Here is a 6,601-nt window from a genome sequence, read left to right as displayed (position 1 = left end):
ATCCCCGACTGCGCGGCGATGACGATCAGGCGGGGCGATTAAGATATGGTAGGCCAGGGTGATTGCCGACATTACTAGACGCTGCCAAGCTGCCAAGCTGCCAAGCCGGCAATGATCGAGGATCGCGCTCGAACTGCTGAACCGCCCCGGGATTGCCGGAGGCCCGATCTCCTGAGAGAAAGGGTCTACGATGAGCAAGACTACAAACAAGTTTGCGCCTGAGGTTCGTGAGCGAGCGATCCGGATGGTTTTGGATCACGAGGGTGATCATCCTTCCCGCTGGGCGGCAGTCACATCGGTGGCCGAGAAGATCGGCTGCTCCGGCCATACTTTGCTCGAATGGGTAAAGAAGGCCGAGGTGGACAGCGGTAAGCGACGCGGCGTGCCAACGGAAACTGCCGAGAAGCTAAAAGCTTTGGAGCGCGAGGTTCGCGAACTGCGGCAGGCGAATGAGATCCTTCGCAAGGCGTCGGCATATTTTGCCCAGGCGGAGCTCGACCGCCCGTTCAAACGATGATCGATTTTATCGACGAACATCGGGATGCTTATGGGGTCGAGCCGATCTGCCGGGTCCTGCCGATCGCCCCATCAACCTATCATGAGCGTGTCGCCCAGCGCCGGGATCCGGTGCGGCAAACTGCCCGCGTCAAACGCGACAAAGCTCTCAAACCTGAAGTCCTGCGCGTCTTCGCCGAGAACTTCGGGGTGTATGGCGTACGCAAGGTTTGGCGGCAGATGAAGCGCGAAGGTTTCGAGGTGGCGCGCTGCACAGTGGAGCGGCTCATGCGCGATCTGGGCCTGCAAGGGGTGATCCGAGGCAAACCGGTGCGGACCACGATCAGCGACAAGGCGGCATCGTGCCCTCTCGACCAGGTCAATCGCCAGTTCCACGCCCCGGCGCCGAACATGCTCTGGGTTTCCGACTTTACTTATGTCGCAACTTGGGCGGGCTTCGTCTACGTCGCCTTCGTAATCGACGTCTACGCCCGCTACATCGTTGGACGCACATGCCAGCTTCGTTCTCGATGCGCTGGAGCAGGCTATCCATGAACGTCGCCCCGTTCACCGAGGCGGGCTCATTCACCATAGCGACCGCGGATCGCAATACGTATCTATTAAGTACACCGAGCGCCTCGCTGAAGCGGGCATCGAACCGTCGGTCGGCAGCGTCGGTGACAGCTACGACAACGCTTTAGCCGAGACAATCAACGGCCTCTACAAAGCTGAGGTAATCCACCGCAGAGGGCCTTGGCGGTCGTTCGAGGCCGTCGAATACGCCACGCTGGAATGGGTCGATTGGTTTAACAACCGGCGGCTCTTGGAGCCCATCGGGAACATCCCGCCGGTCGAAGCCGAGCAACGATATTACGATATGCTGGACGATATCCCAGTGGCAGCTTAATTTAGCTAAAATGGCCTCCGGCAGTCCCGGGGCGGTTCATGCTTTGACCTTCGCCGTGCCTCAAGCCGGTCGATGCACAGAGGCAGCACAACTTGACCGCGTTCTCACGCGGTCGTGTCCCGCGGGGTGGTGTAGGAACCGTCGATCCACGGCAGGATCAGGTTCAGGTCAGGCTGCCAGTGCTGGCAAGCTGACGATAGGGTTATGGCTCACCGAGCCGAGGGTTTCCAGTGTCATGTAGCGGCGCGATACCGCCCACTCATCGTTTTGCTCCAGCATGAGTGCTCCGACGAGACGAACGACGGCAGCGTCATTCGGGAATATGCCGATCACGTCTGCCCTTCGCTTGATCTCCTTGTTGACCCTTTCCAGTGGATTTGTGGAGGCGATCTGCGCCCAATGATCCTTGGGGAAGGCCATGTAGGCGAGCACGTCTTCGCGTGATGCGTCCATCATGTCGGCCAGCTTTGGAAACTTCTCGCGCAGGGCATCAGCAACTTGGTCCCACTGCTGGTGCGCTGCCTCGGCCGTTTCCTGCGCGAAGATGGTCTTGATCATGGCAATGACAGCGGGTCGTTGTTTCGGCGCGGCATGGGCAAACGCGTTGCGCATCCAGTGCACCCGGCAGCGCTGCTGGGTTGCGGCAAATACCTTGCTGGCCGCGGCGCGCAGCCCTTTGTGATCGTCGGAGATGACCAGCTTCACACCTCGCAGGCCGCGATCCGCCAGCGAGCGCAGGAAGGCTTTCCAGAAGGGTTCGGCTTCCGACGGGCCGGTGGCTACGCCCAGAACCTCGCGCCGGCCATCGGTGTTGACGCCCACCGCGATTATCGCCGCCGTCGAGACAATCCGTCCGCCCTCGCGCACTTTGAGGTAGGTGGCGTCGATCCATAGATAGGGCCACTCGCCTTCAATCGGTCGCGTGAGGAAAGCGTTCACCCGCTCGTCGATCTCGGCAACCAAACGGCTGACCTGGCTCTTTGAAACACCGCTGGCGCCCATCGCCTTAACCAGATCGTCGACCGAACGGGTCGAAACACCGTGGACGTAGGCTTCCTGGATCACTGCCGCCAAGGCCTTCTCGGCAGTGCGGCGTGGCTCCAGGAAGCTTGGGAAGTAACTGCCTTTGCGCAGCTTCGGGATCGCCAGATCAATCCGGCCAGCTCGCGTATCCCAACCTCGCTCGCGGTAGCCGTTGCGGTGGTTCAGCCGCTCAGGGCTGCGTGATCCGCAAGGCACGCCCGTCTTCGCCTCGATCTCGAGATCCATCATACGCTCTGCGGCGAAAGCCAGCATCTCACGCACCAAATCGCTATCAGCCCCTTGCTCAATCAGCTCGACAAGGGCCATTCTGTCCTCGGTCATCGTCTTCTTCTCCAGGTTCGAGTTCGCATCCGAACCCTACCAGAAGATCGACGGTGGCCACCCTCTCAGGGAAACCTTCCTACACCACCCCGCGGGACACGACCTTCTCACGCGGCAAAATGCATGCGAAGTTTGCCCCTACTGAAGCCGCGCGCGGGACATTGGGCGGGGCGCGCGCTTATGCACGCACATTATGCGGCTTCCTGGTGGCGGCGGTCGTCCCTGCCTGCTTCGAGCCTGCGTCGGCTGCCCGTCAGCGGGAGGCTACGGCGCTGATATAGGCAGCGGAGGCTGGAGTCGCTAGCTTGGGTGGTCATGATCGCTGCATTCCGGATACGATCCATATTGAGGCAGGACGCGCTTCGCTGGCATGTGCTTGGCGTCGTATACGCGCTCGATCTGCCGGATTGCTGGATCGTGGCCGGGTTCGTGCGGAACGCGTTCTGGGATTATCTGCATGGGAATTCGCCCTCGCCGTTGACGGGCGATGTCGATGTGATCTGGTTTGACGCGGGTTTTGCGGATGCCGCTCTGGACCGGAAGCATGAGGCGGCGTTGCAGAGAATGGAGCCGCGAATCGCGTGGTCGGTGAAAAACCAGGCGCGGATGCATGTGCGCAACGGGGATGCGCCTTACGCTTCAGCCGTCGATGCGATGCGGTATTGGCCGGAGACGGCTACCGCGATTGCTGCCCGGCGTTACGGCGCAGAGGGGTGCGAGATTGCCGCGCCTCTGGGGTGTGATGATCTGATGGATATGGTTTTGCGGCCGGCCGGGTGCTTCCGTGCCGAGAAGCGCAGCCTCTATGATGAGCGGCTACGCACCAAAGACTGGATGGCTTCATGGCCGCTTTTACGGATGGCCCAGGAGTAGGGGCGCCCCGGTTTGGTCAGGGTGTTGCACGTAAGCCTGACACCGACATGAAAAAGGCCGCAGTCCTGTGGGACTGCGGCCTTTTCGTTATCTGGAGCAGACCGCCTCAGCGGCTTGCGAGTTCCTTGTTCAGCCACAGGGCTGCCAGCGTCGCGAGAGCGCCGGAGAGAAGATAGCCGCCCGAGGCGATCAGGCCAAAGTGCACCGAGAGGTATAGCGCCGCCAGCGGGGCGAAGCCGGCGCCGAACAGCCAGGCCAGATCGCTGGTGAGTGCCGAACCGGTGTAGCGGTGCTCGGTCGCGAAGGCCGAGGAGACGACGCCTGAGGACTGGCCGAAGGCGAGACCCAGCAGGATGAAGCCCGAGATCATGAACACGATCTCGCCCGCCGTGCCGCCGTCAAGCAGCTGGGGGGCAAAGCCGCTGAACACCGCGATGCCCACGGCGCAGACACCGAGCAGGGTGCGGCGGCCATAGCGGTCAGCCAGGCGGCCCGAGGCGACCATGGCGACGACGCCGAAGGCAGCGGCGAGAGCCTCGATCAGCAGGAAGCCGGTGGGGGCTTCGCGGGTGAAGAGGAAGACCCACGAAAGCGGGAACACGGTGACCATGTGGAACAGCGCGAAACTGGCGAGCGGTGCGAAAGCACCGATCACGATCGTGCGCCATTCGTGAGTCACGGTGCCGACGACGCTGACGGGCTGGAGATCGCGGCTTTCGAACAGGCTCTGGAATTCTTCGGTCACCACGATGCGCAGGCGGGCGAAGAGCGCCACGACGTTGATCGCGAAGGCCACGAAGAACGGATAGCGCCAGCCCCAGTCGAGGAAGTCGGCAGCAGGCAGGGTGGTGATCATGAAGGCGAACAGCAGGCTGGCGACGATCAGGCCGAACGGCGCGCCGAGCTGTGGGATCATCGCGTACCAGCCGCGGCGTCCCTCAGGGGCGTTGAGCGCCAGAAGCGAGGCCAGGCCGTCCCAGGTGCCGCCGAGCATGAAGCCCTGGCCGAGGCGCAGCAGCGCCAGCAGCCAGACCGAAGTCATCCCTGCGGTTTCATACGAGGGCAGGAAGGCGATGGCCGCCGTCGAGCCGCCGAGGCCGAAGAGCGCGATCGTCAGCTTGACGCCGCGCCCGTAAGCGCGGTCGATCGCCATGAACACGAGGCTGCCGACCGGGCGGGCCAGGAACGCCAGCGCGAACACCGCGAAGGAATAGAGCGTACCGGTAAGCGGATCGACAAAGGGGAAGAACAGCTTCGGGAACACCAGCACCGAGGCGATGGCGTAAACGAAGAAGTCGAAGAATTCCGAGGTGCGCCCGATGATCACGCCGATCGCGATCTCTCCGGGAGAGATCGTGTGGTGCGGCTTGAACGTCGGCAGGCCGAGTTCCTCGCGGGTCGGGGTGGTTGTGCTGCTCATCTGGCGTTTCGCGGCCTTTGTCTGGTATCAGGTATACACGGGCGCGCGGAAGAACTCCACACGCTGCGCGAATCGTCCGGGCGCGAAAGGCGACCGGCTTCACATGAGCCGCCCTATCGTCATTGCAGGGCCATAAGGGGATTGGACAAAATGTCCTATGTTCGCATCCGCAGCACGAGCCTAGGCGCAGCGCCATGCATCCGCCCGAGTCACGTCTGAACCCGCCCGGCCGTCCATTCGGCCCGAGTCGTTTCCTCAACCAGCGTTCCTTCGCCGCCCTTGGGCTGGCCGGGATGCTGACCGCCGCCTTGTCCGGCTGCAACACGGTCGTTCTCGACCCGGCAGGCGACGTGGCGCGGCAGCAGGGCGATCTCGTGATCGTCTCCGTGCTGCTCATGCTGCTTATCGTGATTCCGGTCATGGCCGCGGTCGTGATCTTCGCCTGGAAGTACCGCGCGTCCAACAAGGATGCCAAGTACGAGCCGGACTGGGATCACTCGACCCAGCTGGAACTGCTGATCTGGACGGCGCCGCTGCTGATCATCATCTGCCTTGGCGCGGTGACCTGGACCAGCACTCACCTGCTCGACCCCTATCGCACCATTGGACGGATCGATCATGAGACGGCCGTTGCTGCAGATGCGAAGCCGCTTGAGGTCGAAGTGGTCGCGCTCGACTGGAAGTGGCTGTTCATCTACCCCGAACAGGGTATCGCCACAGTCAACGAACTGGTCGTGCCCACCGGCCGCCCGCTGCAGTTCAAGATCACCTCGTCCAGCGTGATGAACTCGTTCTACGTGCCTGCCATGGCCGGCCAGATCTACGCGATGCCGGGCATGGAAACGCGCCTGCACGCGGTGATGAACGAGACCGGCGTGTTCAAGGGCTTCTCCGCCAACTACTCGGGCGCGGGCTTCTCCAGCATGCACTTCGCGGCGCATTCGGTCGACGACGCCGGTTTCGCCAAGTGGGTCGGCGAAGTGAAGGCCAGCGGCAAGCAGGCCAACACCGGCCAGACGGCAGATGCTCCGCTTCCCGAGGCGCCCGCGGCAATGCCGCTGGGCGGCAAGCTGGACCGCGCGACTTACCTCCAGCTGGAAAAGCCGAGCGAGAAGGTCCCCGTGATCCGCTTCTCCGCCGTCGACCCCGAGCTTTACGGTGCGATCGTCGACATGTGCGTCGAGCCGGGCAAGATGTGCTCGAGCGAGATGATGGCGATCGACGCACGCGGCGGCTTGGGCAAGGCCGGTATCCGCAACGTCTCGATGCTTGAATACGACAAGAACGGCCGCCAGGCCGGGACCGACGCCACCGCCACTCCCGATGCCGCCGTCCGCAAGGAACTGGCATGGGTGCGTGCGCTGTGCCGCCAGATCCCCGGCGCGGCGCCGGACGGCACCATCAAGGCGCCGACCGACATGCGCTCGCTGAACGGCGCAGGCCTTGCCGCGCCGCAATCGATCGGGCTGGGTCAGGAAGAGGCGCGTGCGCCCGATTCTGTCTCCAGGCCCGCTCATGTTTCCCTGATTTCCCGGAACTGA

4 protein-coding genes, 1 pseudogene and 1 other annotated feature are annotated in these 6,601 nt (G+C 63.0%); of the genes and pseudogenes, 3 read left to right on the top strand and 2 right to left on the bottom strand.

Going from position 1 to position 6,601, the window contains the following annotated elements:
- Positions 1-190: 190 nt before the first annotated feature.
- Positions 191-1,402 (top strand): annotated as a pseudogene (locus TQ38_RS00145) (IS3 family transposase).
- Positions 472-588, top strand: a sequence feature (AL1L pseudoknot). (Overlaps the previous pseudogene by 117 nt.)
- Positions 1,403-1,570: 168 nt before the next feature.
- Here TQ38_RS00145 and TQ38_RS00140 read toward each other — a convergent pair.
- On the bottom strand, positions 1,571-2,767 hold the full coding sequence (locus tag TQ38_RS00140; protein WP_043970547.1) for an IS256 family transposase: 1,197 nt from the start codon (positions 2,765-2,767) through the stop codon (positions 1,571-1,573).
- Between the two features lie 315 nt (positions 2,768-3,082).
- On the opposite strand from TQ38_RS00140, the gene TQ38_RS00135 reads away from it, so the two are divergent.
- A complete protein-coding gene (locus TQ38_RS00135; protein ID WP_043978544.1) occupies positions 3,083-3,640 on the top strand; it encodes a nucleotidyltransferase family protein in 558 nt (185 codons plus the stop codon).
- 106 nt (positions 3,641-3,746) lie between these two features.
- On the opposite strand, the gene TQ38_RS00130 is transcribed toward TQ38_RS00135, so the two are convergent.
- The gene (locus TQ38_RS00130) at positions 3,747-5,060 is read right to left on the bottom strand and encodes an MFS transporter (RefSeq protein ID WP_043978542.1); all 1,314 of its coding nucleotides are present in this window, start codon (positions 5,058-5,060) and stop codon (positions 3,747-3,749) included.
- 194 nt (positions 5,061-5,254) lie between these two features.
- On the opposite strand from TQ38_RS00130, the gene cyoA reads away from it, so the two are divergent.
- Positions 5,255-6,601 (top strand): ubiquinol oxidase subunit II, encoded by a 1,347-nt coding sequence (gene cyoA, locus TQ38_RS00125; RefSeq protein ID WP_082057880.1) that lies wholly within the window; start codon positions 5,255-5,257, stop codon positions 6,599-6,601.

The sequence above is a fragment of the Novosphingobium sp. P6W genome (genome assembly GCF_000876675.2).
Classification (GTDB): domain Bacteria; phylum Pseudomonadota; class Alphaproteobacteria; order Sphingomonadales; family Sphingomonadaceae; genus Novosphingobium.
Note: the sequence above shows the minus strand (reverse complement) of the source record. Positions and strands in the feature narration are given on the sequence as shown.